At 69.3% G+C, this 26,706-nt stretch carries 20 protein-coding genes and 1 tRNA gene; 14 read left to right on the top strand and 7 right to left on the bottom strand.

Features of this window, described 5'->3' with window-relative positions; genetic code table 11:
* Positions 1–119: 119 nt before the first annotated feature.
* On the bottom strand, positions 120–1,016 hold the full coding sequence (gene ligD / locus ACLF5H_RS03550; protein ID WP_421674603.1) for a non-homologous end-joining DNA ligase: 897 nt from the start codon (positions 1,014–1,016) through the stop codon (positions 120–122).
* A 53-nt stretch (positions 1,017–1,069) separates the two neighbouring features.
* On the opposite strand from ligD, the gene ACLF5H_RS03545 reads away from it, so the two are divergent.
* On the top strand, positions 1,070–2,104 hold the full coding sequence (locus ACLF5H_RS03545) for a Ku protein (RefSeq protein WP_421674602.1): 1,035 nt from the start codon (positions 1,070–1,072) through the stop codon (positions 2,102–2,104).
* A 472-nt stretch (positions 2,105–2,576) separates the two neighbouring features.
* Here the strand turns inward: ACLF5H_RS03545 and ACLF5H_RS03540 are convergent, their stop codons facing one another.
* The 5 genes from ACLF5H_RS03540 to ACLF5H_RS03520 all read right to left on the bottom strand — a co-directional run bounded on the left by ACLF5H_RS03540 (position 2,577) and on the right by ACLF5H_RS03520 (position 9,229).
* Positions 2,577–4,397: a DUF2264 domain-containing protein gene (locus ACLF5H_RS03540; protein ID WP_421674601.1), complete on the bottom strand. Its 1,821-nt coding sequence runs from the start codon at positions 4,395–4,397 to the stop codon at positions 2,577–2,579.
* Positions 4,398–4,465: 68 nt separating this feature from the next.
* Positions 4,466–5,446, bottom strand: coding sequence for a hydroxyacid dehydrogenase (locus ACLF5H_RS03535; protein ID WP_421674611.1), 981 nt, complete (start codon positions 5,444–5,446; stop codon positions 4,466–4,468).
* 203 nt (positions 5,447–5,649) lie between these two features.
* On the bottom strand, positions 5,650–7,302 hold the full coding sequence (locus tag ACLF5H_RS03530; RefSeq protein WP_421674600.1) for a hypothetical protein: 1,653 nt from the start codon (positions 7,300–7,302) through the stop codon (positions 5,650–5,652).
* Positions 7,303–7,364: 62 nt separating this feature from the next.
* Positions 7,365–8,285 (bottom strand): carbohydrate ABC transporter permease, encoded by a 921-nt coding sequence (locus tag ACLF5H_RS03525; protein ID WP_421674599.1) that lies wholly within the window; start codon positions 8,283–8,285, stop codon positions 7,365–7,367.
* 89 nt (positions 8,286–8,374) lie between these two features.
* Complete coding sequence (locus tag ACLF5H_RS03520) at positions 8,375–9,229, bottom strand: ABC transporter permease (protein ID WP_421674610.1); 855 nt, start codon at positions 9,227–9,229, stop codon at positions 8,375–8,377.
* A 490-nt stretch (positions 9,230–9,719) separates the two neighbouring features.
* On the opposite strand from ACLF5H_RS03520, the gene ACLF5H_RS03515 reads away from it, so the two are divergent.
* The 9 genes from ACLF5H_RS03515 to ACLF5H_RS03475 all read left to right on the top strand — a co-directional run bounded on the left by ACLF5H_RS03515 (position 9,720) and on the right by ACLF5H_RS03475 (position 21,720).
* Complete coding sequence (locus ACLF5H_RS03515; RefSeq protein WP_421674598.1) at positions 9,720–10,817, top strand: substrate-binding domain-containing protein; 1,098 nt, start codon at positions 9,720–9,722, stop codon at positions 10,815–10,817.
* Between the two features lie 263 nt (positions 10,818–11,080).
* A complete protein-coding gene (locus tag ACLF5H_RS03510) occupies positions 11,081–11,464 on the top strand; it encodes a DUF6083 domain-containing protein (RefSeq protein WP_421674597.1) in 384 nt (127 codons plus the stop codon).
* 242 nt (positions 11,465–11,706) lie between these two features.
* Complete coding sequence (locus ACLF5H_RS03505; protein WP_421674596.1) at positions 11,707–12,189, top strand: SAM-dependent methyltransferase; 483 nt, start codon at positions 11,707–11,709, stop codon at positions 12,187–12,189.
* A gap of 188 nt (positions 12,190–12,377) precedes the next feature.
* Complete coding sequence (locus ACLF5H_RS03500) at positions 12,378–14,390, top strand: TerD family protein (RefSeq protein ID WP_421674595.1); 2,013 nt, start codon at positions 12,378–12,380, stop codon at positions 14,388–14,390.
* Between the two features lie 132 nt (positions 14,391–14,522).
* Complete coding sequence (locus ACLF5H_RS03495; RefSeq protein WP_421674594.1) at positions 14,523–14,768, top strand: hypothetical protein; 246 nt, start codon at positions 14,523–14,525, stop codon at positions 14,766–14,768.
* 301 nt (positions 14,769–15,069) lie between these two features.
* Entirely contained in the window at positions 15,070–17,886 is a 2,817-nt protein-coding gene (locus tag ACLF5H_RS03490; RefSeq protein ID WP_421674593.1) for a type I restriction-modification enzyme R subunit C-terminal domain-containing protein, read from the top strand.
* Positions 17,883–19,211, top strand: coding sequence for a restriction endonuclease subunit S (locus ACLF5H_RS03485; protein WP_421674592.1), 1,329 nt, complete (start codon positions 17,883–17,885; stop codon positions 19,209–19,211). The genes ACLF5H_RS03490 and ACLF5H_RS03485 overlap by 4 nt, the downstream gene beginning before the upstream one ends.
* Positions 19,211–20,179, top strand: a complete 969-nt coding sequence (locus tag ACLF5H_RS03480; RefSeq protein WP_421674591.1) for a GIY-YIG nuclease family protein — start codon at positions 19,211–19,213, stop codon at positions 20,177–20,179. The genes ACLF5H_RS03485 and ACLF5H_RS03480 overlap by 1 nt, the downstream gene beginning before the upstream one ends.
* 59 nt (positions 20,180–20,238) lie before the next feature.
* Positions 20,239–21,720, top strand: coding sequence for an N-6 DNA methylase (locus ACLF5H_RS03475; RefSeq protein ID WP_421674590.1), 1,482 nt, complete (start codon positions 20,239–20,241; stop codon positions 21,718–21,720).
* A 201-nt stretch (positions 21,721–21,921) separates the two neighbouring features.
* On the opposite strand, the gene ACLF5H_RS03470 is transcribed toward ACLF5H_RS03475, so the two are convergent.
* Positions 21,922–21,993: transfer RNA gene (locus ACLF5H_RS03470), tRNA-Arg, on the bottom strand.
* Positions 21,994–22,100: 107 nt separating this feature from the next.
* On the opposite strand from ACLF5H_RS03470, the gene ACLF5H_RS03465 reads away from it, so the two are divergent.
* The 4 genes from ACLF5H_RS03465 to ACLF5H_RS03450 all read left to right on the top strand — a co-directional run bounded on the left by ACLF5H_RS03465 (position 22,101) and on the right by ACLF5H_RS03450 (position 26,701).
* A complete protein-coding gene (locus tag ACLF5H_RS03465) occupies positions 22,101–22,637 on the top strand; it encodes a response regulator (RefSeq protein WP_421674609.1) in 537 nt (178 codons plus the stop codon).
* Positions 22,638–22,774: 137 nt separating this feature from the next.
* Complete coding sequence (gene nrtL / locus ACLF5H_RS03460) at positions 22,775–23,815, top strand: ArgS-related anticodon-binding protein NrtL (protein WP_421674589.1); 1,041 nt, start codon at positions 22,775–22,777, stop codon at positions 23,813–23,815.
* Positions 23,816–23,870: 55 nt separating this feature from the next.
* The gene (lysA, locus tag ACLF5H_RS03455; protein WP_421674588.1) at positions 23,871–25,262 is read left to right on the top strand and encodes a diaminopimelate decarboxylase; all 1,392 of its coding nucleotides are present in this window, start codon (positions 23,871–23,873) and stop codon (positions 25,260–25,262) included.
* A gap of 149 nt (positions 25,263–25,411) precedes the next feature.
* Positions 25,412–26,701, top strand: coding sequence for a homoserine dehydrogenase (locus ACLF5H_RS03450; protein WP_421674608.1), 1,290 nt, complete (start codon positions 25,412–25,414; stop codon positions 26,699–26,701).
* Positions 26,702–26,706 lie beyond the last annotated feature (5 nt).

Below are 26,706 nucleotides of genomic sequence, written 5' to 3'. Positions count from 1 at the left end.
ATGGTCGTCGATGAACACGTACAGTGCCGCCAGAAGGGCGTCCAGGTTTGTCTTCACACACTGACCAACGGGCGCCCTTCGCCATGGTCGCGACCAGCACACACATCGGACTCACTCATCTAGGGGGCTTCGGGGAGGGGGGCGGCCCGGTGCCGGTCCAGCAGGGGGGCCATCAGGTCGCCGTGCTCCCGCAGGCGGGGCGCGATGTCCTCGGCCCGGAACTCCAGCCGCTCCGGTGAGCGGCAGTCGGCGACCTCGTCCCAGGTCACGGGCGCGGAGACCAGCGGGGCGCGGCGGGCGCGCAGGGTGTAGGGGGTGGCGGTGGTCTTGCGGGCCGCGTTCTGGCTCCAGTCCACGAACACCTTCCCGGGCCGCAGGCTCCTGGTCATCCGGTGCACCACCAGCCGGGGCAGCGCACGCTCCGCCTCCACCGCGAGCGCCCTGGCGTACTCGCTGGTCCGCTCCGGGGAGGCGCCGGAGACCGCCGCCAGCAGGTGCAGCCCCTTGGACCCGGCGGTCTTCGGGTACGCCTCGATCCCGTCCGCCGCGAGCCGCTCGCGCAGCCACCGGGCGACCTCGCAGCACTGCACGACGGTCGCGGGCGGCCCGGGGTCGAGGTCGAACACCAGCCGGTCGGCCTCGTCCGGCGAGCCCGCCAGCCACTGGTGGGTGTGGAACTCGGTGACCAGGTTCGCCGCCCACACCAGGCTCGGCAGGTCCTGTACGAGGACCATGCGGGCCGGGCCCTCCGCCGAGGACCTCGGCACCTCGGCGGTCGTGACCCACTCGGGCGTACCCGGCGGCACGTTCTTGGTGAAGAACACCTGGCCCTCGGGGCCGTCGGGGTAGCGCAGGAAGGACACCGCGCGGTCGCGCAAATGCGGGAGCAGCGCGTCGGCGGTGGTCGCGTAGTAGTGCACCAGCTCCGCCTTGGTGAAGCCGGTCGCCGGATACAGCACCTTCTCCAGGTTGGTCAGCGGGACCCGCCGCCCCTCCACCTCTGTGATAGGCGTCATAGGATGACAATCCCAGACAAACCGGTCCCCATGGGAAAGGAAGGGTGCGGCACGTGCGATCGATATGGAACGGCGCCATCTCCTTCGGGCTGGTGAGCATCCCGATCAAGCTGGTCAACGCGACCGAGAGCCATGCGATCTCCTTCCGCCAGATCCACACCGAGGACAACGGCCGCATCCGCTACCGCAAGGTGTGCGAGGTGGAGGACCGCGAGGTCAGCCAGTCCGAGATCGGCAAGGCGTACGAGGACGCGGACGGCACCATCGTCCCGATCACCGACGAGGACCTGTCCCACCTGCCGATCCCGACGGCCCGGACCATCGAGATCGTCGCCTTCGTGCCGGCCGACAAGATCGATCCGCTCCAGATGGGCTCGGCGTACTACCTCGCCGCGAGCGGCGCCCCCGCCGCCAAGCCGTACACCCTGCTTCGTGAGGCCCTGAAGCGCAGCAACAAGGTCGCCATCGCCAAGTTCGCGCTGCGCGGCCGGGAGCGGCTCGGGATGCTCCGGGTCGTCGGCGACGCGATCGCCATGCACGCCCTGCTCTGGCCGGACGAGGTACGGGCCCCCGAGGGTGTCGCCCCGGACGTGGACGTCAAGATCCGGGACAAGGAACTCGATCTCGCGGACGCCCTGATGGACACCCTCGGCGAGGTGGAGATGGCGGATCTGCACGACGAGTACCGGGAGGCCCTGGAGGAGGTCATCGCCGCCAAGGCCGCGGGCGAAGCGCCCCCGCAGGCCCCGGAACCGGCGAAGGGCGGCAAGGTCCTCGATCTGATGGCCGCCCTGGAGAACAGCGTCCGCGCCGCCCGCGAATCCCGCGAACCCACCGGCGAGGCCGAGGTCAGATCCCTGCCGGACCGCCGCTCCACCCCCAAGGAGACGGGCACCAAGAAGTCCACCTCCACCGCGAGGAAGACCACCGCCAAGAAGGCCCCGGCCAGGAAGTCCACCTCGAAGTCGACCGGGACGGCGAAGAAGAGCGCGGCGAGTTCGGGCACGGCGAGTTCGGGCACGGCGAAGTCGGGCGCGGGGAAGAAGGCGGCGGCGAAGAAGACGGCCGCGCGGAAACGATCGGCCTGAACGGGGCTTTCCAGCAGGCGAGTTGACGCACACCGAAGCCGAGGCGTCGGCTCGGCGTGCCCGGGGTGGCGTGTCCGCGCGACCTTCGTCGACCGGCGGCTGTTCCTCCAGGGCGGGCAGCCCTCCGTGCCCGGTGCGAAAGACCCGCAGGGACACCTCCGGGGCCGCGTCGCTCGGTTCGGCCTCGATCACCCGGGCCCGCACCTCGGGAAAGACGTGCACCCGGCGCACCCCGACCGTACCCGCGGCCGCGACCTCCCGCCCGTCGGCGGTGACCCGGTGCCCGGTGACCCGCTGTCCGCCGCGTCGATCCGCCCGCGCCGGTCCGGCGGCACGTTCAGCAGCGGCCCGGCATCGAGGGCGACCGAGCGGTACCACACCCCCGCAGTCCGTGGTGTCCGTCTGCCACAGGCGGAAGCCGTCGTGGTGCGGTGGCGGTCACGCGTCGAGGAACGGGCTGGACGGTGTCGGTTCACGGGGTGGGTCCCTCCGGGCCCGGGAGCGTGTCGCGCAGGGCGCGGGGGAGGCCGGGCAGGGCACGCCAGTCGAGCGCGTCCGCGCCGGGGGCGCCGCCGTCGGCGGTGGCGTGGATCTCGGCCGCCAACCAGTGCTCGCCGGGCGGCAGTTGACCCCGCAGCACGGGCAGTGCCGTACGCGGCCAGAGGAGGTGGCCGTTGGGGTCGGGGAACATGACCTCGCCGGTCCGGGACCCGGTGAGGTCCCGCACCGCGCTCGCGAGGCCGCCGGAGTCGGCTCGCGCCCCGGCGCCCCCGGCCCGGGTGACGGCTTCCTCCAGGGGCACCGCGAAGCCGCCCTCGACCGTGTGCAGCGGGCGGGGCGTGACCAGGCGGTGGACCCGGACGTGCCGGCCGGGTCCGGCGGGCAGCAGCCAGGTGTCCACGGTGACATCGGGCCAGGGGTGCCAGCGGGCGCGCACCCGGTCGGCGGTCACGGAGCGGGACGCGCAGGCGATCCGGGAGCGCCAGTACAGACCGTCCTCGCTGAGCAGCAGGGCGCTGTCGGGGGCGGCCGCCGACGCGCCGAGCGGGCCGGTGGCGACGGCGCAGCCGAAGGCCGTGGAGTACGCGAACTTGCCGTATTTCGCGGGCGCGTTGCGCACCCAGATGTCGGCGTCGCAGGCCGCCAGCGCCGTGGTGTGCCCGCCGCCGTGCTGGACGAGCAGCCCCGCCTCCGGCTGGGGACGCACCGCGTCCGGGGCGGGCAGCGGCTCCTCCTCGGCGGTCCAGAACGGGTGCCCGGCGGGCAGGGCGAGCGGCAGGAACGCCTTGAACGCCCAGTAGGGGGACCCCGCCGCGTTGTACTGCTCGCTCATGAACAGATTCGGGTAGGCGTAGCCGACCGACAGCGTGCCGTCGGCTGCGAACATCGGCTGCCGCGCCCACCAGCGCAGATTCCGGGCCCACAGCCCGCGCAGCACCCCCCAGGGCAGCGCCTCGACGCCCGCGTGGGCGAGCGCGCCCCAGAACGCGCACTGTGCGAACCGGTACGTCAGACTGCGGCCGAAGGGCAGCGCCGCGCCGTCGGCCGCGAACCAGTGCCGGAACTCCCCGGCGAACAGCGCGGCCCGCTCCCGTACCCGTGCCACGACCGCCGGATCGGCGTCCGGCGCGAGCGTCGTGTACAGCAGCGGGTACAGATGCAGGGCCCAAGGGCCGTAGTAGTCACGGGGTTTGCCGTCCGGGCCGTCCGAGTACCAGCCGCCGCCCCGGTAGAAGTCCTCGACCCGCGCGAACGCCCGCTCGGCGAGACCGGGTTCGGGCCGCTCCCCGACCGCTTTCAGGCCCAGCTCCGCCATCACCGGGAACAGATGCCAGTTGTTGTCGGGGACCCGCTCGGCCCGCGCGGCCCGGCGCAGCCAGTCGGCGAGCCGCGCCCGCTCCTCCCCGGCGAGCGGCTCCCACAGCTCCCCGGGGGCCAGGGCCAGCGTGCAGCCGAGCACGGACGCCTCGACCAGGCGCTGGTCCATCGCGCCGGGCTCGCCCCAGTACTCCGGGTGCTCCGGATCGGTCCCGGCGGCGACGGCCCGGCGGACCCGCTCCCAGCCGTCGTACCGCCCGCCGCCCGCGGCGAACGGGGCCAGCCCCCACAGCGGTCGTACGGTCGCCTCCAGCCGGGCGACCCGGGGTTCGTACGCGGTGCCGGGGGCGGCCAGGGCCGTGTCGTCGGGGTAGGCGTCGGTGAGCGGGGCGCACAGGTCGAGCAGCGCGCGCTGCCAGTCGGCGCGGCTGCGCAGCGGGTTGCCGGAGAACGGGTGCGGGCGGTTGCGGGTCATGGCTCCTCGTTCGGGTCGGGCCGGTGGACGCGGTGCCGGCCGGACCAGTCTTCCCCCGACGGCGTGCCTCAGGCCGAGCGTTCGAACTGCTCGCGGACGACCGGATGCGCGAACGGCCGCCCGTGCGCGAGGCGTTCCAGCTCGTCCAGCGCCGAATCCGCCATCCGGTGCAGCTCACCGCCGAGCGAACCGGCGATGTGCGGGGTGAGCACCACGTTGTCCAGGTCGTACAGCGGGGAGTCCGGCGGCAGGATCTCCGGTTCGGTCACATCCAGTACGGCGTTCAGCCGGCCGCCGGTCAGCTCGCGGGTCAGCGCGTCGGTGTCCACCAGCGCCCCGCGCGCGGTGTTGACCAGCGTGGCGCCGTCCGGCATCAGCTTCAGCCGGCGCTCGTCGATCATGTGCCGGGTCTCGGGCAGCGCGGGCGCGTGCAGCGAGACCACGTCGCAGCGGGCGCACAGCTCGTCCAGGCCGACCGGCTCCGCACCGAGCGCACGGGCCTCCGCCGCGCCCAAGTACGGGTCGTGCACCAGGAGTTCCATGTCGTAGGGGGCGAGCAGCGCGATGACGCGGCGCCCGGTGCGGGAGGCGCCGACGATGCCGACGCTGCGCCGGTAGTTGCCGGCGTCGCGGTACTCGTGCTGCCAGGACACCTGACCGCGCACCGCCCGGTACCGGTCGCGCGTGGTCAGCGCCCGCTTGTTGGCGAGCAGGATCATCGCCAGCGCGTACTCCGCCACCGGCAGCGCGTTGGCGTCGGCGGCCGAGGAGAGGGCGATGCCCCGTTCCCAGCAGGCGTCGGTGACGAAGTTCTTCACCGAGCCCGCGGCGTGCACCACCGCCCGCAGCCGGGGCGCCCCGGCGAGCACCTCGGGGGTGAGGGGAGGGCAGCCCCAGAAGGTGAACAGCACATCGGCGCGGGCGAGTTCGGTGGCGATACCGGGATCGGTGAAGTCGTCGGCGACCAGCGCCGGATCCAGGTCGGCGAGGCCGGTGAGTCGGGCCGTCCGCGCCGGGTCGAGCAGCAGGGGCAGCAGATCGCGCTGCATGGCGAGCAGGACCCGGGGTCGGCGGGGCGCCGGGGCAAGGACCCGGGGGCGGCGGGCCGCGGGGGGCAGGTCGGACACAGGACTCCTCGGGTCATGGGCGTGGGGCGCCCGGTGGAAGGGGGCGCCCCACGCGGGAGATGCGGTACGTCAGCGGGTGTCGGCCGGGGCACCGCGCGCCCGGGCTCACCACGGGGTGGCGGGGCTCAGCGGGTGGCCGCCTTGGCCCTGGCGAACTCCTCGGCCATTCGGTCGATGCCGTTCTGCTGCTTGATCCGGGCGACGGTGCCCTTCCAGTCCGAGACCTTCGTCTTGCCGGACACGGCGTCCATCACCGCGGAGTTGAGCGCGGGGGAGACCCCGGCCCACTTGGCGCTGAAGGTGGCCGAGGAGAAGCGGTAGGCGGCCGAGGCGTCCGGCGCGCAGATCGGCAGCAGCGTCTTCTGCGAGGTGTGGAGCCGCTTGGTGAGGTCGGCGAGGCCGGGGAAGAACAGCGGCTGGGGCGCCATGTTGAAGTACTGGAAGGGCAGGTTGGTGCTGTTCTCCGTCTGCCCGAGCCTGGTCGCGTTCGCCGGGGCGCCGTCCTTGTCGCGGGTGAAGTGCACGCCCTCGACGCCGTACCGGGCCAGCTCGAACTCCTTGGTGCCGAACGGTGCCGCGAAGAAGTCGAGGATCCGCAGCAGCATCTTGATCCGGGCCGGGGAGGACTTCTTGACGACCGTGAACCCGAACACCGAGTCGCCGCCCGGGGTGTTGGGCTTGTCGCCGTAGGGGAAGGCGAGGTCGGGGGTGAAGCCCCGCACCTGGGAGAGGATCTGCGCGGCGGCGCCGGTGCCGTTGGGCCAGGTGAGCCAGGTGCCGTTGAGGAACTTGGGCTGGGCGTCACCGGCGCCCAGCGTGAGCGCGTCCGGGTTGTAGACGCCGCGCGTGTAGAAGCGGTGCATGTTCTCCACCGCCTGCTCGAACTCCGGGGTGTCGGCGGTGAAACGGAAGCTCCCGCCGGACTCGCCCCACCAGTTGGGGGCACCGGCCGCACCGGCGTGGAAGGTCCAGCCGAACGCCGCCGCGCTCGAACTGCCGATGCCGTAGCGGCCGTTCACACTCAGCTTGGCCAGGGCGTCGGTGAACTCCCGGACGCCGATGCCCTGGCCCCAGACCCCCGCCTGCTCCAGCTTGTCGCGATTGGCGAACAGGCCGACCTGCGGGGCGTTGTAGCGGTAGGTCGGCACGCCGTATATCCCGCCGCCGATCCGGCCCATCAGCTGCCAGCCCCGGGTGGGCAGCGCGGCGAGGTTCGGGTACTCCTTGATCGCGTCGCCGGACAGGTACGCGCTGAGATCGGCGCACTTCGAGCGGATGAACTCGCTGATGTCGGGCGCGCCGGTGGCCGGGATCATCAGGATGTCCGGCTGGTCGCCGCCCGCCATCATGGTGGCCAGCGCGGTGGTGTAGCTGGTGCCGGTGTCGATGACGAACCGCGGCTTGAGCGTGACGCCCATCGCGTCGCCGACGGCCTTGACCATCCGGTTGGAGGAGTCGAGCTTGACGGCGGCGCCGTAGCTCAGCGCCATGCAGGAGACCGCCGAGCCGTCGCCCGGCTTGCCCTTCACCGACGAAGGCAGCGGCAGCGAGGGGTAGTTGAGGACGGCGGGGGCGCCGTTGTCGGGGAGCGCGGGCAGGTCGTAATGGACCTCGGCGGGCACGTACGCGGGCCAGGCGGCCTGCTCGGTGCCCTCGTTGGAGACGGACACCGGGCCACCGCCGCCGTCACAGGCGGCGAGCGCGGGACCGGCGGCGAGCACGGCGGCTCCGGCACCGGCTGCTCTGAGCACCGAGCGGCGGGACATGTTCAGGGACATGGGGGCTCCAAGCGGACGCGTGTGTTCAGGGGGCGGGGCAGAGCGGAACCGGTCGGCGCGGGTCAGGACTTGACCGCGCCGGTGAGCACGCCCTTGGTGAAGAACCGCTGGACGAAGGGGTAGACGACCAGGACGGGGACGACCGCGAGGACGATGGTGGCCATCAGCGTGGTCCGGGAGGTGTCCTGGAGGGCGCTCGCGGTGGTGCCGTTCGCGTCCGCGGTGACCCCCTGGGTGACCAGCAGCCGCAGCAGGGTGCTGAGCGGCCAGCGGCCGGGGTCGTTGAGGTAGAACAGGGCCCGGAAGAAGTCGTTCCAGTAGGTGACGCCGTAGAAGAACCCGACCACCGCGATCACCGACTTGGACAGCGGCAGCACGATCCGCCACAGGATGGTGAACTCACCGGCGCCGTCCAGGCGGGCCGCCTCGAACAGCTCGCCGGGCAGCCCCTGGAAGAAGCCGCGCAGCACCACCAGGTTGAACACGTCGATGACGACGGGCAGCACCAGCGAGGAGTAGTCGTCGATCAGCCCGAGGTTGTTGACGACCAGGTAGGCGGGGATGATCCCGGGCGGGAACAGGAAGGCGATCAGCGTCATCTTCAGCACCCAGCCGCCCCCGATCACCCCGGGCCGGGCCAGGGCGTACGCCAGCAGGACGGTCGCGGCCAGCGACACCGCCGTACCGACCACCACCAGCAGCAGCGACACCACCAGGGCGTGGCCCGCGGTGGAGCCGGTGAGGATCTGGTGGAAGGCGTGCGGCGAGAACTCCCGCGGCCACAGCGAGTAGCCGCCGTCCGCCGTGACCTGGCGGCTGGAGCTGAGGCTGGTGGCGAGCACCACCCAGAAGGGCGCCACCACGGCCGCCGTGATCAGCACGATCGCCAGCACCTTGCCGACCGTGGTGAGGGCCCTCGGCTCCTCCTGCCAGGCCGGCCGCCGAGCCTTCGTACGACCGCCCTTCGTACGACTGCCCTTCATCCGACCGTCCTTCATACGACCGCCCTTCATCCGGCGGTCCTTCGTACGGCCGCACCTCGCACGGCGGGTCTCGGCCCCGGTGTCCGGGCTCATCGATAGACCCCCTGCTCGCCGAGCCGGTGGGCGACCTTGTTCGCGGCGACCACCAGGACCAGGGCGACGACACCCTTGAACAGTCCCGCGGCCGCGGCGACGGACCAGTCGCCGTTGACGGTGGCGTGGTAATAGACGTACGTGTCGATCACTTCGGAGACCCGCTGCCCGAACGAGTCGCGCTGGAGCAGCACTTGGTCGAATCCGACACTGAAGACGGAACCGAGCCGCATGATCAGCACGAGCACCACGACCGGCCGTACGCCGGGCAGGGTGACATGCCAGAAGCGGCGCCAGGGCCCGGCGCCGTCGATGGCGGCCGACTCGTAGAGCTGCTCGTCCACCTGGAAGAGGGCGGCGGTGAAGATCACCGTGGCCCAGCCGCAGTCCTTCCAGATCAGCTCGGCGACCATCATCGGCTGGAACAGCGAGGGGTCGGTGAACAGATTCGCCATGTGGTCGCCGCCGCCGGACAGCAGACCGGTCAGCACGCCGGTGGGGCCCACCATCTGCTGGATCAGGGCGATGGCCACGACCCAGGAGACGAAGTGCGGCAGGAACACCACCGACTGCACGAACTTGCGCACCGGCCCGCTCAGCACGCTGTGCAGCAGCAGCGCCACCGCGAGCGGCACCGGGATGAAGAACACCAGCTGGAACAGGGCGAGGCTCACCGTGTGCCACACGGCCCGCCAGAACCCCGGATCTCCGAACAGCGTCTGGAAGTTGGAGATCCCGGCCCAGGGACTGTGGCTCATCCCCAGGAACGGGATGTAGTGCTGGAAGGCGATCACGTTCATGGCGAGGGCGCCGTACTGGAAGATCACGAAGTACAGCACGCCCGGCACCATCATGAGCAGCGGCACCCGGTCCCGCCGCACCCGCTGCCACCGGGACACCGTGTGCCGGGTCGGCGCGGTGGGCGCTTCGGGGGGTGCGTCGGGTCGCTCGGCCGGTGTACTGCCGGGCCGCTGGCCGACCAGGGACACAGGGGCCTCCTTCCAGGGACGAGGCGGGGCATCGAGGGCGCCGCCGAACACGGCGGGATGCCGCAGGGACCTCCGCCGTCCGATGCGGCTTCAGCATCCGGTCAGGTCCGTAACCCGTCAATGAGCTTGTGCGCACCTGGAACCACTCGGAAGCACCCGAAGCCTTTCGCTATCCCATTCTCTTCCCCTTGGCCCCTTATTCCCCCTTTCGATCACCCGCGACCGCAGCCGCCTTTCCCTCTTCACCGGGTCGCCGGGGGCTGCCCAACTCCCCTTCCGCGCGCTAGGTTTCTTCCGTTCCCAACAGTTCGGAACCCCTTCCATGCCAGCGCCAAGGGAAATGTGACGCGTGATGCTCTCTCCGGACCGGCACGACCTGCTCCTCGCCCATCTGCGGGAGCACGGCTCGGCACGGATCAGCGACCTCGTGGGCCTGCTGGGGGTCTCCGACGTCACGGTGCGACGCGATGTCGAGGCCCTGGAACGCGAGGGTCTGGTACGGCGGTTCCACGGCGGCGTCGCCCTGGACCGCAGGGCCGCGACCACCGGCCCCGAGCCCGAACGCGCCCCGGACACCCTGCGATTGGGCCTGCTCCTGCCCAACGGCCCCTATTTCCGCGAGGTGCTGGAGGGAGCCCGCGAGGCGGCGACGGAACTGAACGCCGAACTCACCCTCGCCTTCTCCGACTACCAGCCCGAACAGGACCTGGTCGCCATCCGCCGTCACCTGGACGACGGCGTCGACGGCCTTCTGCTGGCCCCGCCGACCCTGGAGAACTCCCGCCACACCCGCTTCGAGGAACGGCTGCGCGAGCTGAAGATCCCGGTGGTCCTGGTGGAACGCGAACTGCGCTCCACCACCCTGGTCGACCGCCTGGACCACGTGGTCACCGACCACCAGGCCGGCGCCCGGCTGGCCGTGGAACACCTGGCACGCCTCGGGCACCGCCGGATCGCCCTCATGGTCAAGGACCTGGGCCCCACGGCCCCCGCCGTCCGCCTCGGCCACACCCACGCCCTGCGCGCCCTGGGCCTCGACCAGGACACCCCGGTCCACCTGGTCCCGCAGCGCGAGACCTCCCCCCACACCGAGCAGCGCATCGACGAGGCCCTCGACGACCTCCGCGCCCACGGCGCCACCGCCGTCCTCGCCCACGGCGACGCGGAGGCCATCGTCCTGCTCCAACTGGCCGCGCAGCGCGGCATCCGCGTCCCCCAGGACCTGGCGATCATCTCCTACGACGACGAGGTCGCCGCCCTGGCCAGCGTCCCCCTGACCGCCGTCGCCCCACCGAAACGCGCCCTGGGCCGCAAGGGAATCGAACTCCTCACCTCCCGCCTCCGCTCCCCCCACCCCCTCCCGGTCCACCACCTGACCCTGCAACCCGCACTGGCAGTACGAGCCTCGTGCGGGAGGGGGGTGGGGGGTCGGGGGCGCAGGGGGTACTGAAACCGGGGCCGGCCGCACACGGGTCGTTGGTCAAGGACCGGCCGGCTGGTTGGTGGGGGAGCGCTGAACCGGGGACGGCCGCGCCACGTCTCCCGGCACCGCCCGTCGGCCCTCAGCGGCGGGTCTCGGCCGTGGCCCCTCGGGCACCGGTTGCCGGACACACCCCCCGGGCCGCCCCTCGCCTCCTCGGGCCAGGCCCGCCGCACGCGTCCCGTCCGACGAGGGCCCTGCGCCGAGGACGTCAGGGTGCCGACCCTCGTCCTATGGGGGCTTCGGAGGGGACTCCGCGTCGGCTCGGCGGCGGGCGATCACGCTGCTCGCGCTGCGGTCTGCCGCAGGAACGGGTGGCGACGCTCGGACACGAGTGGGTCATGCTGGAACCGGACCGGAGGCCACTGGCCCACGAGGTACCGGCGGGGCACCGATGGATCGAGCTGTCCGACGGACGGGTGACCGTCTACGGCGTCTGCCCACCGGATCAATTCCAGCGGTGCCGCATCGAACACCGCCTCGCCTGCCCGAACCGGTCCCTGCCGGACCTGTGGCCGTGGCTGACCGACCTGCGGGGCGAGAACGCGCGGCGTCCGGAACGACGGAACGCGGCCGAGCCGGAACAGCCGCCCGAGGAATGGCCGGACGCCGGTTGACGAACAAGTGAGCTGCCCCCCGGACGTGGCAGGCGGCGGATACCGGCGGGATGCGCAGGCGCGCGTCGAACGGCCGGCCCAGGCGGCGGTACGGGCTCTCGGCTCCACCACGGCATCACCCACGCCGAGGCCGAGTTCACCACGCCGCGGCTGGTCGATACGGTGAACAACTCGCTTGACGTGTCGTCCCTTTGACGTATCGACTCTTGACATGTCGACCCTTTGAACGAAAGGCGCTACCCATGCCCGAGAACAGCACTTCCGCCGAGGTGGCGTTGGTTCCGGTGGGCCACGTGGTCGGCGGGCGGGCGGAGGTCCGTGATGACGACTGGGGCGGGGAAACGGCGATCATCCGCCTGGACTCCGACCGGTACGGCCCGGAGGCGGTCGCCGGCCTGGACTCCTTCTCCCATCTGGAGGTCGTCTTCCACTTCGACCGCGTACCGGTGGAGAAGATCGAGACCGGGGCCCGCCACCCGCGCGGCAACACCGACTGGCCGCGCGTCGGCATCTTCGCCCAGCGCGGCAAGAACCGCCCCAACCGGCTCGGCGTCTCCCGCTGCCGCCTGATCAAGACCGACGGCCTCGACCTCCACGTCCAGGGCCTGGACGCCGTCGACGGCACCCCCGTCCTCGACATCAAGCCCTACATGACCGAGTTCGGCCCCCAGGGCAACACCACCCAGCCCGACTGGGCCACCACCATCATGCGCGAGTACTACTGACCGCACGGCGGCCCTTCAAGATCACCTCCATGAATGCTGCACAAATTCCGCACGACTCCTGCAAGAGCACTCTGGTGGGCACTACAGTCATCTCCGCGTGGCTGGTTACGTAGCGCTACGCGTCAGGCAGCTGGGATGTGGGCGCTCTCGTGCTCGGATCGCATCGCTTTGGGGGATTTGTGCGCGAAATGGTCATGGGCTCGAATGTGTCCCTCTCGGCCCTGAGCGAGAACGCCGATTCGGTGATCGTCCGTCTGGGCTGGGGAAGCCCGACCGGCGAAGGGGACGCCGACGTATCGGTCCTGCTGCTGGACGGGAACGGCAAGGTCCGCAGCGACACGGACTTCTGCTTCTACAACAACCCGGTCGCCGCTGACGGAAGCGTGCAGCTCCTGGGCAAGGCCCCGGCGGCGGACGGCAGCGAGGACCGGATCAGCTTCGACCTGACCGCGGTCCCGCCCGAGGTCGACCGCATGGTCGTGGCCGCCAGCCGTTACGAAGGCGCTCGCTTCGGAGAACTGGAAGGCGTGCGGCTGTCGTTGGCGGACGGGAGCGGTGAGGAACTCCTCCGCTTCGCCGTCGACGACGCCGGTTCCGTGAGCGCGATCATCTTCGGCGAGCTGTACCGGCGCGCGGGCGACTGGAAGTTCCGCGCCGTCGGCCAGGGCTACGAAACCGGCCTCGCCGGACTGGCCACGGACTTCGGCGTGGACATCGAGGACGACGCGGCGGCAGCGGAATCGCAGGACAACGGCGGCATCGACGATCAGCCGAGCACGACGGCACCGGCACCGGCACCGACCGATCTGCCGACGCCACCCGCAACCCTGGCCGCCGTGCCCGCTCCTCGTAGACCCGCCGACGAGACCGAGCCGAGGACGCCGACCAGACGACCCCGTACCGCCAAGAAGAGGGTCACCCTGCCCAGGGCGGCGAAGAAGACGCTGGCGGAGAACGAGTCGTGGAGAGAGGCCAGACTCTTTCCGGTGTCGGCGCTCAAGAGCGACCGGGACCGTGAGACGCGGGCGACCTCGGTGCTGCTGTCGGTGATGGCACAGGTGCCGGAGTTCGGCAGGAGGCTCACCGCGGCGTTCGGATCGCCGGCCGGCCGGATGGAGACCTTCACCGAGGTGACCCTCCCGCACGGCGACAGCCCGCGCCGCCCCGACGGAGTGATCCGTGTCGAGCGGGCCGGCAAGCTGTGGACGGCACTGGTCGAGACGAAGACCAACGGCAACGCGCTCAAGTCCGAACAGGTGCAGGCCTATATGGACATCGCCGCGCGCCGCGGCTACGAAGCCGTGATCACTCTGTCGAACGACGTCGCCCTGGAGGGCAGCCCGCTTGTCGAGGTGAAGATCGACGGACGGCGCAAGCACAAGGTGGCTCTCTGGCACCTCTCCTGGGCGGAAGTCGCGCACCAGGCCCAGGTGTTAATCCGGCACGAGGGCGTCGGCAACGCGGCGCACGCCTGGCTCCTCCAGGAACTGCTGCACTACTTGCGGCACGAGAACTCCGGCTGCCACGGCTTCCAGAACATGGGCCCGGCCTGGGTCCCGGTACGCAACGGGATCGACGACGAGACCCTCTGCCAGGGCGACCCGCGCGCCCTGGAGGTGGTGGAGAGCTGGGAGCGGCTCATCCGCCAGGTCTGCCTCCGGCTGGGCGGCGAACTGGGCCAGAAAGTCCTGCCCGTCCAACGCGCCAGACGCGGAGACGACCCGAAGGTACGACGAGATCGCCTCGCCGACCAGCTCTGCCTCGACGGCAAGCTCCAGGCCGAGCTGCGCATCGAGGGAGCACCCGGCGTCCTGGCGATCAGCGCCGACCTGCGGACCGGCAGGTTGCGCACCTCCATAGAGATCCCCGCACCCGAACAGGGATACCCCCTGTCATGGGCGAAGCGCCTCGTCCGACGCCTGGCCGACGCGCCGGCGGACCTCCATATCGAGACCCTCCTCGACGGCCCGACAGCCGGCCCCCGAGGAACCCTCGAACGCCTCCGCCCCGAACCGGCCGACATGCTCCCCAAGTCCAACGCCACCCAAATCAAAGGCTTCCGCCTCTCCCTCCTCAAAAACATGGGCAGCACCCGCGGCAACGCGGAATCCGGCTTCATCCGCAGCGTCAACGACGCGGTCCACCGCTTCTACACCACGGTGGCGGTCCACTTGGACACGACAACACCAAAGACGGCCTGACACTTCGTGGAGTTCACTGCACACAGCAGAAGGAATTCCCTGTCCGGCTTTTCGATACATTCGTCCTTTTCGCAGGCCTGAACTACCAGATTGCCAAGGCTCGTTAGGCCGTCTGCTGTTAAGGTGCGCGGCATGTCGAATCGTTCGAAGCGCACCCTGATGGCCGCCGCGAGAGGGACCGCGATGGTCTTTGTTCTGACCGCGTTGCAACTGGGCCGGGGCGCTTCTCTGACCGGGCTGCTCCCATGGCTGGCTGGCTGGACCGCCCTCTTCGCCGCGATCACTTGGTACACGTGGTGGTACTACGGTGACTCACCAAAGGCACTCACACTGCAAGCCAAGGCCGAGGCCAAAAGGCTCCAACGCCTCGGCCGGTGAGCCGTGCGCGACGTACCCGTTCAGCCAGGCCCCCGACCTCAGCGCTTCCGCTGATGGCGGGGGTCTTCAGGCACCAAGCCCTCGAAGTGTGAAGGGCGCTCGTTCAAAGGTCAGTTGTTGTAATATCCCGACATCGTCGGCGTGGAGACCTCTTCGGTGGCGGTCAGGTGCTTCCCGACGGGGGATGGGGGCCGTGGCGAGAACCGGCACATCGCAGCGGAGTGCCTTCACGCTGGCGGAGACGGACTCTGGATTCAGTCGCTGAGTTGGCAACGTTCCCGATACCGACCCTGAGGAAGCGATGAACAGTAATGATCGCGATTCCCGTCTCCCGGCGGAGGCCCGCGCTCGTGCAATTATCGACCAACAGCTAGCTGCCGCAGGTTGGGCGGTACAGGACCGCAAGGCGATGAACCTGTTCGAGGGCGAGCCCGGCGTGAACGGCGTCGCGGTACGCGAGGTCGTCATGGCGCCGGGCCACGGCCGGGTCGACTACCTGCTGTACGTGGAAAAGAAGGTTGTCGGGGTCATCGAAGCCAAACCCCAGGGCACGACGCTGTCAGGTGTGGAGTGGCAGTCGTCGATGTACGCCACTGGATTGCCGCCGGAGCATCGCAAGCGCGCACACACGGTGGGTGACCGCATTCCATTCGTGTTCGAGGCCTCCGGGTCGGAGACTCATTTCACCAACGGCTACGACCCTGAGCCGCGTGCCCGGAGGGTCTTCAACTTTCCCAAGCCGGCCACCCTCGCGCGGATAGTCCGGGAGGCACAGGACGATCCGAACTATCCGACCTGGCGGGCAAAGGTGCGGCGCATGCCGCCGCTGAGCCAGGAACGGCTCCGGCGCGCGCAGACCGAAGCGATCTTTGGGACCGAGGCATCCCTGGCGGCCCAGCGTGCAGACCGGTCGCTCATTCAGATGGCCACCGGCGCGGGCAAGACACACACCGCCGTGACTCTCTCCTACCGGCTCCTCAAGCATGCGGGGTTCAAGCGTGTGCTGTTCCTGGTGGACCGCAACAACCTGGGCAAGCAAACCGCTGCTGAATTCAGCAATTACGAGACCCCGGACGATGGCCGGAAGTTCACCGAGCTGTACTCGGTCCAGCGCCTGACCGGTCTGGGCATGCTGGAGTCCTCGAACGTGGTGATCTCTACGATCCAGCGCGTCTACTCCGTGCTGCGCGGCAATGACGTCCCTGAGGGCGACGACGCGGCGCTGGACAGCTTCGTACCGGAGGCTCCGGTGGAGATCGCCTACAACAGGGACATGCCGCCGGAGTCGTTCGACCTGGTGATCGTGGACGAGGCGCACCGCTCCATCTACGGGGTGTGGAAGGGCGTGCTGGAGTACTTCGACGCCCACATCCTGGGACTGACGGCCACACCGGGCAAGCAGACGTTCGCGTTCTTCCGCCAGAACCTCGTCTCGCAATACACGTACACCGAGTCGGTGGCCGACTGCGTGAACGTGGACTTCGACATCTACCGCATCAAGACGGAGATATCGGAGAACGGTGCGAAGATCGAGGCCGGCACGTTCGTGCCCAAAGTCGATCGCCGCACCCGAATTCAGCGCATCGAGGCCATCGACGAGGACGTCGAATACAAGAAGAGCCAGCTGGATCGGGCCGTACAGAACCCCAACCAGATCCGCACCGTCCTGCAGACCTTCCGTGACCGGTTGTTCACCGAGATCTTCCCCGGCCGCACCGCAGTCCCCAAGACGCTGATCTTCTGCAAGGACGACGCACACGCCGAGGAGGTCGTCACCCAGGTGCGGCAGGTCTTCGGCAAGGGCAATGACTTCGCCGCAAAAATCACCTACCAGGCCAAAGACCCCGAAGGCCACCTGCAGGCATTCCGCACCTCCGCGAGTCTGCGGATCGCGGTCACGGTGGATATGATCGCCACCGGCACCGATGTCAAACCGCTGGAATGCGTGTTCTTCATGCGCGACGTCCGCTCGGCGCAGTACTTCGAGCAGATGAAGGGGCGCGGGGCGCGCACGATGCCCAAGCCCGACTTCCAGGCTGTCACGCCGGACTCCCGGACGAGCCCGGCCGCACAGGAGAAGACGAGGTTCGTCATTGTCGACGCCATCGGCGTCACTGAACACGACTTCGTGGAGCCACCGCTGATGCGGAAGAAGGGCATTAGCCTGGAAAAGCTCCTGGATAAAGCCGCAAGCCTCACCATCACCGAGAGCGAGACCGCAACTCTGGCCTCCCGTCTGGCAGCCTTGGAGCTCCAAGTCACCCCAGCCGAACGGGCCGAACTCGACAAGGTCGCCGGCCAACCCCTCAAGAAGATCGTCAAGGAGCTGGTCGAAGTCTGCGACCCCGAGCAGCAGGCCGAAGCCATCAGCGCTGCCGGCGAAGGCGCAGACCCTCGACAAGTGATCGACGACCTGATCGAGAAGGCCATCACCCCGCTGGCGGCCAACCCCGAGCTGCGTAGGCGCATCATGGAGCTGCGCCGCCAGCACGATCAGATCATCGACGACACCAACCCCGACACCCTGCTTGAGGCCTACGGCATCGGCGCCGAGGACAAGGCCCGCGAGATGGTCACGGACTGGCGCGCCTACCTGGAGGAGCACCGCAGCGAGATCTCCGCGATCCAGGTTCTGCAGCAAGCTGAGGAAGCCGGTACCAAGCCTGCCGGCAGCACCTTCGCCCAGATCAAGGAACTGGCTGACCGGATCGCCCGCCCGCCGCACCAGTGGACCCCGCAGCGGCTGTGGGAGGCGTACCAGCTCGTGGAGAAGGGGCGGGTCCGCCCGAACACCAAGGCGCAGGTCACGGACCTGGTGTCGCTGCTTCGCTTTACCCTTATGGGTGACGACGAGCTGGTTCCGTACGCGGACAGGGTTGACGAGCGGTACCAGGGCTGGCTACGGCAGCAGGAGCAGGCCGGCAGCGTCTTCACTGAGACACAGAAGTGGTGGCTGGACAACATGGCGGACGTGATCGCCTCCTCGGCCGGGATCGACGTCGATCAGCTCGACGGTGCCCCGTTCGACGAGCGCGGCGGCATCGACGGTGCCGTGCGCGACCTGGGCGACCAGGCCGGCACCCTTCTGGAGGCCTTGAACGAGGAGCTGACTGCGTGACCGACCTGCCCGCCGGTTGGCGCATGCTCACCCCCCATGAAATCGCCGGTGAGTCACGCCAGGCTCTTGTGATCGGACCTTTTGGAAGCAACCTTAAGACGGTCGACTACCGGTCCGAGGGGATCCCTCTGGTCTTTGTCCGTGACATCCGCGGCGGAGACTTTTCCAAGCCTCGTACGTTTGTGTCGCCAGAGAAGGCAGAGGAACTCAAGGCCTACCATGCGACGCCCGGAGACGTTCTGATCACCAAAATGGGTGCCCCTCCTGGCGACGCGGCCGTCTACAGCGGTGCGGGACCAGCAGTCATCACAGCCGACTGCATCAGGCTGCGCCCCGCGCTTGGCTTCGACGCCCGTTATGTCGCTCACGCCATGCACTCGCCGGATGTGAGGGCGCAAATCTCGGTCATTACGTCTGGTGTGGCTCACCAGAAGGTCAGCCTCGACAGGTTCCGGCACAAGGTGAGGATTCCGATCCCGCCACTGCTTGAACAGAAGCGCATCCTTAGAGTGCTGGAGGGCTACCTTTCCCGCCTCGATGCGGGCGTTGGCTACCTTGACGCATGCAGTCGTCGCGCCCGAGCACTAGCGAAATCTGTGCTGTTTGACCTCGTCCCCGACGTGAAGGACTACCCATCGCACTGGGAGTCGTCAACCGTGGGGGAGGCAGGCTTGGTCGAGCTGGGTCGCCAGCGCCGCCCCGATTGGCATTCAGGCCCGAACATGAGGCCCTACCTTCGTGTTGCCAACGTTTTCGAGGACCGTATCGACATCAGCTCCTTGATGGAGATGCACTGGCCTGAAGAGACTTTCGAGCGCTTTCGCCTGCACCCCGGTGACGTTCTGCTCAACGAGGGACAGAGCCCCGAATGGCTGGGCCGTCCAGCCATCTACCGAGGCATCCCAGAGAAAGTTGCTTTCACCAATAGCCTGCTACGCTTCAAGGCTCGCGAAGGCGTATTGCCCGAGTTCGCACTTCTGGTGTTCCGCCGCCACATGCATGCTGGGCGCTTCGCCCGCGAATCCCGGATCACGACAAATATCGCTCATCTGTCTGCGACTAGGCTGAAGAAGATCGAGTTCCCGGTGCCACCATTGGAAGAACAGCTGCGGATCATCGAGACTGCCGACACCAAGCTGACCGCGGTCAAGCAGCTCGAAGCGGAGATCGCGGTGGCTCGGCGCAAAGCAACGTCGTTGCGTCGTTCGCTCCTGGCCGCCGCGTTCTCCGGTCGTTTGACTGGTGCGGCTTCCGATGTCGAGCAGGTCGAAGAGATCGCCGCTGACATCGTCGAGGCTTGGGCTCCTGAAGGTCTGCTGGTCTGATGGCGGGCAAGCAGGTGCGTTTGTTTCTCGTCGATGGCAAGGCCGGTGGTCTGACGACTGCGGAGATCATGACGTGGACCGGGCAGCTCCTCAAAGGGGCTCGTAAGGACCTGCTGCGTATCCGGGGGCGCAGGGAGGCGCAGAAGACCGGCGTTTACATTTTGCTGGGTGAAGACGAGGAGACCGGGAGGACCAAGGCGTACATCGGGCAGTCGGACAACGTGGCCAAGCGGCTGAGCACGCACGACCAGAACAAGGACTTCTGGTCGGAGGTCGTGGTCATCACCTCGAAGGACTCCAACCTGACCAGTGCGCACGTGCGCTGGCTGGAGTCGAAGCTGATTGGCATGGCCAAAGCGATCGGCCGGGTACCGCTGGAGAACGGCAACGAACCCACCGGCGGTGCGGACCTCCCCGAGGCGGATGCCTCGGACATGGAGGAGTTCGTCCGGCAGCTGGAGATCTTGCTGCCGGTGCTAGGCGTCGATGTGCTTCGGGGCAGGGCTACGCGCTCGGCCGCCGGTTCTCCCTCCGTCGCACAGGCCATGGCTGCTGTGTCTGGCAACCCGCTACCGGTCGCCGAGCCCGAGCCCGAGCCTGAGGTGGAGGTCTCCCCAGTGTTCCACCTGGTTCAGATGCCCGGTGCTCAGGCCCAGGTCATCGATGGGGAGTTCACGGTTTTGGCCGGCTCGGAGGCGGTTGCGGAGATGCCGGACCGCTCCGGCTACAAGGCTTCGTCAGCCAGGCAGTACAAGGTCCGGCAGAGCCAGCATCGTGACCTGGTCACGGACGGTTCGATCGCCGTTGGTCCGGACGGGGCCGCGCGTCTGACCCGTGATGTCGTATTCGGCTCGCCCTCAGCCGCGGGAGCGGTCATCACGGGACGGGTGTCCATGAACGGGCGGACCCAATGGGTCACCGAGGACAACATCACCTACGCCCTCTGGGAGTCCGGCAGCACTAGCTGACCGGCCTGGAAATCTACTTATCTTGCAGGGCGTACGCCTTGGGCAGGGAAGGAACCAACGTGTCGGACACTCGCCGACTGGTCGACAAGCTGTGGACGTACGCGGGAGTACTGCGGGACGCCGGGGTGGGCGTGTTGGAGTACACCGAGCAGTTGACATACCTGCTGTTCCTGAAGATGGCGCACGAGCGTGCCCGTCGGTCGCTCAAACCTGAACAGGTTGTCCCCGAGAAGTACTCCTGGCAGCGCCTGCTGGACGCTGAGGGCGCGGCCCTGGAGACCCAGTACACGCTGATCCTGCAGGGGTTGGGCCGCCAGCCGGGCATGCTGGGCACGATCTTCCGCAAGGCCCAGAACCGGGTGCAGGATCCGGCGATCCTCAAGCGGCTGATCCACGACCTGATCAACAAGGAAACCTGGTCGGGCGGCGGCGACATCAATGGCGACGCCTACGAGTCCCTTCTGTCCAAAGGCGCCAGCGACAAGGGGTCGGGGGCGGGCCAGTACTTCACCCCGCGGTCGATCATCTCCGCGATGGTCGAAGTCGTGCAGCCCACGGTGAAGGACACGGTGGTCGACCCGGCCTGCGGCACGGGTGGGTTCCTGCTGGGTGCCCATGAGTACGCCTCCAAGGACGCCGCGCACATGAATCCCGAGCAGCGCCAGCACTTGAAGGCGTCGTTCGTGCACGGCGTGGAAATCGTGGACGGTACCGCGCGCCTGGCTGCCATGAACTTGCTGCTGCATGGCATGGGTGATGCGAAGGGCCAGTCGCTGATCGAGGTCAAGGATGCCCTGATCGACGATCCGGGGAAGCGGTGGTCGGTCGTGTTGGCCAACCCGCCTTTCGGCACGAAGTCCTCGATCACGATGGTGGGCGCCGACGGCAAGGACGCCCGTGAGGACCGGGAGATCGAGCGCAATGACTTCGTGGTCACCACGAGTAACAAGCAGCTCAACTTCCTCCAGCACATCATGACGATCCTGGACATCAACGGCAGAGCCGCGGTGGTGCTGCCGGACAACGTGTTGTTCGAGGGCGGGGCGGGCGAGGCGCTGCGCCGGCGTCTGCTTGACGACTTCGACCTGCACACCGTCCTGCGCCTGCCCACCGGGGTGTTCTACGCCCAGGGCGTGAAGGCGAACGTGCTGTTCTTCGACAAGAAGCCGGCCAGCGAGACTCCGTGGACGACCACGACGTGGGTGTACGACCTGCGAACCAACAAGCGCTTCACACTCAAGAAGAACCCACTGACCCGCGAGCACCTGGAGGACTTTGTCCAGTCGGTCAAGCCGGGTCGGCCTCGCGAGGAACGTGTGGAGTCTGAGCGATTCAAGTCGTTCACCTACGATCACCTGATCGCCCGTGACAAGGTCAACCTGGACATCACCTGGCTTCGGGACGAGTCTCTTGAGGACCTCGACAACCTGGCTGCCCCCGACGTCATCGCCCGCGAAATCATCGAAGACCTCACCGCTGCCCTGGAAGAGTTCGCGGCCGTCGCCGATGCGCTGGAGGCCAAGGAAACGAGCGGATCCTGACCCCGCACATTCTCCGCCAGCCATCAGTGAGCGCCCTTCCCCGCCCCTAGGACGGCCCGGGAGGGCACTGGTGTATCCGTGGGTCGATACGAACAGCTCGGGTCTACACGACGACAGTCACTCGTACGCACCCCCACAAACGCCAAGACCCCGACCTCAGCGTTTCCGCTGATGACGGGGTCTTTGGGCACCAAACCAAGGTGCCCCCGGCAGGATTCGAACCTGCGCACACGGCTCCGGAGGCCGTTGCTCTATCCCCTGAGCTACGGGGGCGTGTCGGTTGCGGAGCGTTGTGCTCGCGGCGACGGGTAGAACATTAGCAGGTCCGGTGGGGTGATCAGGAACCCGTTTGCCGGAGGGGTCCCCTGTACGGGGTGGAAGTGGGGAAAACCCGGACGCGGTGGCTCGGGCGGTCCTACTCTCGAGTTGTGCCGGGCGCTTCGGGCCGGGTGCTTGTTGTTGACGACAACAAGGTCATCCGGCAGCTGATCAGGGTCAATCTCGAGCTGGAAGGGCTTGAGGTCGTGACCGCGGCCGATGGTGCCGAGTGTCTGGACGTGGTCCACCAGGTGCGGCCCGATCTCGTGACGCTCGATGTCGTCATGCCTCGGCTGGACGGGCTGCGGACCGCTGCCAGGCTCCGTGCCGATCCCCGTACGCACCATCTGCCCCTCGCCATCATCAGCGCCTGCACCCAGTACGAGGTCGAGACCGGCCTCGATGTCGGTGTCGACGCCTTCCTCTCCAAGCCCTTCGAACCCGCCGAGCTGGTGCGCCTCGTCAAGCAGCTGATCCAGGGCCGCGCCGGGCGTGGGGGAGTGGGCGGCGGAGACGGGGGAAGCGGCGGGGACGGCAGCGGTGACGATGACGACGACGGGCTCGCGGACGGGGTGGCCGGCGGGGTTTCCATCGGCTGAGCCGGGCGGATCTGACACGGCTTGGCCGGGCCGATTCCTGGATTCCCGGCTCGGAGGCGGCGCGGTAAGCCGGCGTCCCCGTCTCACCAGGGAAACCGGCTCGCCTTTCCACCCCCCTCCTCCCCTACCCTTGTCCCGTGACCCCCGTCGAGCTCTCCCGCACCGTGTTGCACGCGGTGCGTTGTGCTGTTGACGAGGGACAGCTCAGTGTCGTCGTGCCCGAGCGGGTCGTGGTGGGTGAGCCCGGGGCCGGGGGATGCGGGGAGTACGCGACCAATGTCGCGCTCCAGCTCGCCCGCGCGGCCGGGAAGCCGCCGCTCGCCGTCGCCGAGATCCTGCGGCCCCGGCTCATCGCGGCGGACGGCATCGAGGACGTCGTCGTCACCGGCCCGGGATTCCTCAACTTCCGGCTCGACCGGCGGGCCGATCCGCTCCAGGACCTCGTCCGGGAGATCCGCGGGCAGGGGCAGCGGTACGGCCATGGTGACGCCCTCGCCGGGCAGGTGCTCGCGCTGCGGGTGCCGTACGAGGTGCGGGCCGAGGTCGTCGCCGACGCCCTCGTACGGATCGTCGCCACGCAGGGCGGGCGGGCCACCGTGGAGCATGGTGAGCCCGCCGATCTGCGGCCCGTGCCCGCTCCCGAGGACCCCGCGCCGCTCGGGCCCGACGCCGCCCGGTGGGCGCTGCTCCACCCCGCCCCGCACGACCGGCCCCGCGTCACCGCCGACCATCTCGTCCAGCGGGAGGGCAATCCGCTGTTCCGGGTGCGATACGCCCATGCCCGCGTCCGGTCCCTCGGCCGGGGCGCCGCCCGTCTGGGCTTCACCGCCGAGCCGGGCCCCCTGAACACCGCCGGGGCCGACACCGCGGTCACCCCCGCCCTCCAAGCCCCCGCCTCCCAGGCCCCGGCCCTCCAAGCCCCCGCCCTCCACACCCCCCTGTCCGACTACCCCCGCATCCTCACCGCGGCCGCCACCCACCGCGCCCCGGACCGGCTGGCCCGGCATCTCGTCACCGTCGCGGATGCCCTGCTGCCCTTTCTGACCTGTGTGCTTCCGATCGGCGAGGAGAAACCCTCGGCCGCCCACCGGGCCCGGCTCGCGCTTGCCGAAGCGGCCGGGACGGTGCTGGCCGGCGGCCTGTCCCTGCTCGGCATCGACGCACCCGAACATCTCTGAGGGACCGAGAGCAGATGTCCCCCGGAGAGAGACAGAGAGTCTGAGAGCCACCGTCATGAGCCGTTCCGCCCATCCCGCCGGGCCCCGTCACGCCGATGTCCTGTCCGAGGGGCACTACTCCGCGCCGCCCGCCGACCTCAACGTGCTCGACCACAAGGTCTGGGCGCAGACCGTCGGCCGCGGCGAGGACGGCGTCGTCACCGTCGGCGGGGTCCCCGTGACCCGGCTCGCCGAGGAGTTCGGCACGCCCGCGTACATCATGGACGAAGCCGACTTCCGGGCGCGGGCGCGCGCCTGGCGCACCGCCTTCGGAGCCGACGCCGATGTGTTCTACGCGGGGAAGGCGTTCCTCTCGCGTGCCGTCGTGCGGTGGCTGGAGGAGGAAGGGCTGAATCTCGACGTCTGCTCCGGGGGCGAGCTCGCGACGGCGCTCTCCGCCGGGATGGACCCCGAGCGCATCGCCTTCCACGGGAACAACAAGTCCGTCGCGGAGATCACCCGCGCCGTGGAGGCCGGCGTCGGGCGGATCGTGCTGGACTCCTTCCAGGAGATCGCGCGGGTCGCCCACATCGCCCAGTCCCTGGGCAAGCGGCAGAAGGCCCAGATCCGGATCACCGTCGGCGTCGAGGCCCACACCCACGAGTTCATCGCCACCGCCCACGAGGACCAGAAGTTCGGCATCCCGCTCGCCGGGGGGCAGGCCGCCGAGGCCGTGCGGCGGGCACTGCACCTGGACGGGCTCGAACTGACCGGGATCCACTCCCACATCGGCTCGCAGATCTTCGACATGTCCGGGTTCGAGGTCGCCGCCCACCGCGTCGTCGGACTGCTCAAGGACGTCCGGGACGAGCACGGCGTCGAGCTGCCCGAGATCGACCTCGGCGGCGGCCTCGGCATCGCCTACACCAGCGACGACGACCCGCGCGAGCCGCACGAGATCGCCAAGGCGCTCGGCGAGATCGTCAGCCGCGAGTGCGAGGCCGCGCGGCTGCGCACGCCCCGGATCTCGGTCGAGCCCGGGCGCGCCGTCGTCGGCCCGACCGCGTTCACGCTCTACGAGGTCGGCACCGTGAAGCCGCTGGAGGGGCTGCGCACGTACGTCTCCGTCGACGGCGGCATGTCCGACAACATCCGCACCGCGCTGTACGACGCCGAGTACAGCGTCGCCCTCGTCTCGCGGGCCAGCGACGCCGAGCCGATGCTCGCCCGGGTCGTCGGCAAGCACTGCGAGAGCGGGGACATCGTGGTCAAGGACGCGTTCCTGCCCGCCGATCTCGCGCCGGGCGACCTCATCGCCGTACCGGCCACGGGGGCGTACTGCCGGTCGATGGCCAGCAACTACAACCATGTGCTCCGGCCGCCCGTCGTCGCGGTGCGCGACGGCGAGGCCCGGGTGATCGTCCGCCGGGAGACGGAGGAGGATCTCCTGCGTCTCGACGTCGGATGAGCCCCCACGACGGGGGGCGGAAGATCTGCGGTCCGCAGGCCCCGCGAAAATGAAATAAACGTCTCAGGATCCGGACGAAGGGTAGAAACTCCCGTCCGGTGAGTGAGACTGGTCCAACCGTAGACGGTAAGAGGAAACGAGGTCGGATGATGCGTACGCGTCCGCTGAAGGTGGCGCTGCTGGGCTGTGGGGTCGTCGGCTCAGAGGTGGCGCGCATCATGACGACGCACGCCGACGACCTCGCCCAGAGGATCGGCGCCCCGGTGGAGCTCGCCGGGGTTGCCGTACGGCGCCCGAGCAAGGTCCGCGAGGGCATCGACCCGGCCCTGGTCACCACGGACGCCACCGCGCTCGTCAAACGCGGGGACATCGACGTCGTCGTCGAGGTGATCGGCGGGATCGAGCCCGCGCGGTCGCTGATCACCACCGCGTTCGAGCACGGCGCCTCCGTCGTCTCCGCGAACAAGGCCCTGCTCGCCCAGGACGGCGCCGCCCTGCACGCCGCCGCCGAGGAGCACGGCCGGGACCTCTACTACGAGGCAGCCGTCGCCGGAGCCATCCCGCTGATCCGGCCGCTGCGCGAGTCGCTGGCCGGTGACAAGGTCAACCGGGTGCTCGGCATCGTCAACGGCACCACCAACTTCATCCTCGACAAGATGGACTCCACGGGCGCCGGTTACCAGGAGGCCCTGGACGAGGCCACCGCGCTCGGGTACGCCGAGGCCGACCCGACCGCCGACGTCGAGGGCTTCGACGCCGCCGCCAAGGCCGCCATCCTCGCCGGTATCGCCTTCCACACGCGGGTGCGCCTGGACGATGTCCACCGCGAGGGGATGACCGAGGTCACCGCCGCCGACTTCCGCTCGGCCAAGGAGATGGGCTGCACCATCAAGCTGCTCGCCATCTGCGAGCGGGCGGCGGACGGGGCGTCCGTCACGGCGCGTGTGCACCCCGCCATGATTCCGCTGAGCCACCCCCTCGCCTCCGTGCGCGGCGCGTACAACGCCGTCTTCGTGGAGAGCGACGCGGCCGGCCAGCTGATGTTCTACGGCCCCGGCGCCGGTGGTTCGCCGACCGCCTCCGCCGTGCTCGGCGACCTCGTCGCCGTCTGCCGCAACAAGCTCAACGGGACCAAGGGGCCCGGCGAGTCGGCGTACGCCGCGCTGCCGGTCTCCCCGATGGGCGATGTCGTCACGCGGTACCACATCAGCCTGGACGTGGCCGACAAACCGGGTGTCCTCGCCCAGGTCGCCACGGTCTTCGCCGAGCACGGGGTGTCCATCGACACCGTTCGGCAGTCGGGCAAGGACGGCGAGGCGTCCCTCGTCGTCGTCACCCACCGAGCGTTCGACGCCGCCCTGACCGGCACCGTCGAGGCGCTGCGCAAGCTCGACACCGTGCGGGGTGTCGCCAGCATCATGCGGGTTGAAGGAGAGTAACGAGC

It is taken from the genome of Streptomyces sp. LaBMicrA B280 (genome assembly GCF_049222185.1).
Lineage (GTDB): Bacteria > Actinomycetota > Actinomycetes > Streptomycetales > Streptomycetaceae > Streptomyces > Streptomyces murinus.
The sequence above is the reverse complement of the archived record's forward strand: the minus strand, read 5'-3'. Positions and strand labels throughout refer to the sequence as shown.